This is a genomic window from Spiroplasma sp. hy2 (assembly GCF_044714365.1).
GTDB classification, from domain to species: domain Bacteria; phylum Bacillota_I; class Bacilli_A; order Mycoplasmatales; family Mycoplasmataceae; genus Spiroplasma; species Spiroplasma phoeniceum.
Map to the genome: position 1 here is coordinate 1 of NZ_RXFZ02000183.1, position 1,882 is coordinate 1,882.

The 1,882-nt window shown below is 29.4% G+C and carries 1 protein-coding gene; it reads left to right on the forward strand.

Annotated elements, in window-relative coordinates:
* Positions 1 to 238: 238 nt before the first annotated feature.
* On the forward strand, positions 239 to 1,768 hold the full coding sequence (rny, locus tag EHV01_RS05145) for a ribonuclease Y (protein ID WP_422066519.1): 1,530 nt from the start codon (positions 239 to 241) through the stop codon (positions 1,766 to 1,768).
* Positions 1,769 to 1,882: the final 114 nt, after the last annotated feature.

The following is a 1,882-nucleotide window of genomic DNA, read 5'->3' on the forward strand; positions in this document are numbered from 1 at the left end:
WTWATTCTGTAATTATTTTTTTCATTAATTATTTACCTCCATATATTAAAAATATACCTAATTTTAGGTATATTTTATAAATATCAAGAGTTTTCGACAAAATTAAAGGAATCTTCTGCGAAAATTTTTCTAAAAAAGAGTATAATAAAATGTGGCAATAATTTCATTGCTAGTATTCCACTTATATATTTAAAATTAATACTTCTTACTTAATCTTTTAAGTAAAGGAGAAATAATTATGCAAACACACATAGGAGTAATTATCCTTATTGCTGTTGCAATAGGTTCTTACTTTCTTGGATATTTATTTGAAAAATATTTAAGATTTAAATTAATCAAAAAAACAAAATTAAAAATTAAACAAGCAGAAGATAAAGCAAAAAAAATTATTAATGCTGCTAAAGCAGATGGACGCGTTGAAGCAGCACAAATTAGACAAGAAATGAAAGATGAATTAACTCGCAAACGTGAAGAATTTTTAGCAACCGAAAAATTTTTAGTAGATAGAGAACGTTTAATTGTTGAGAGAGAAGAAGTATTAAATGGCAAAGAGCAAGAAGTGTTTCGCAAGAAAGAAGAATTGCAAGGAAAGATTAACTATTATCAAGAAATGGTAGAACGAAATCTTCATCAACTTGAAAAAGTTGCCGGATATTCACTTGAAGAAGCAAAAGATGTTCTTTTTAAAGAAATAAGTGATCGGTATCAAAAGGAAATTGGTGAATTTTTACGAAATGCTGAAAATACTGCAAAAATTAATGCCAAACAAACAGCCATTAACATTATTACTACTGCAATTGAACGTTATGCAGCAAAAGTTGTGGCAGAAAAAACAACAACTTCAATTTATTTAGAAGATGATAATATGAAAGGACGAATTATTGGGAAAGATGGACGTAATATTCGTACATTTGAAATAGCAGCAGGGGTTGATTTAATTATTGATGATACACCTAATGTTGTACAAATTTCATCTTTTAACCCAATTCGTCGGGAAATTGCAAAAAAAACTTTAGAAAAATTATTACTTGATGGCCGAATTCAACCAACGCGAATTGAAGAAACAATCAAATTAGAACAAGAAGAAATCGAAATGACAATTCTTGAAGCAGGAAAAGAAATTGCGGCTGAATTAGCAATTGATAATTTAGATATTGAATTAATTCGTCACTTAGGAATTTTAAAATATCGAACTAGTTATGGTCAAAATGTCTTATTACATTCTGTCGAAGTAGCAAAATTAGCAGCAATAATGGCAAGTGAACTGGGGTTAGACTCTGCAATTGCAATGCGTGCTGGGTTATTACATGATATTGGAAAAGCAGTTGATTTTGAAAATGAAGGAAGTCATGTTACTTTAGGTGTTCAAATTGCAACAAAATGTAATGAACATCCAATTATTATTAATGCAATCGCTTCGCATCATGGCGAAGTACCAGTAACTAATCCTTATTCTATTTTAGTATCAGCAGCTGATACGTTGTCAGCTGCTCGTCCAGGCAGTCGTAATAATACTGTTGAAAATTATATTGCTCGAATGAATGAGTTAGAAAAAATTTGCCAAACAGTCCATGGTGTCCAATCAGCTTATGTTTTACAAGCAGGACGACAAATTCGAGTTATTGTTAATCCAATTATTAATGATGATGCTCGTACTCATAAAATTGCGCTTGATATTAAGGAAAAAATTAAACAAGCAAAGGCAATTCCTGGTGATATTTTTATTACAGTTATCCGTGAATTACGAGTTACGGAAACTGTTATTTAAAGAATAAAATTTTTCTTTAATTTTGTCGAAAACTCTTGATGAAATAAAAAAAATCATCAATATGACAATTTGAAAACTAATTTTGTGTAAGATTATGATTTTGCTTTAAATTTA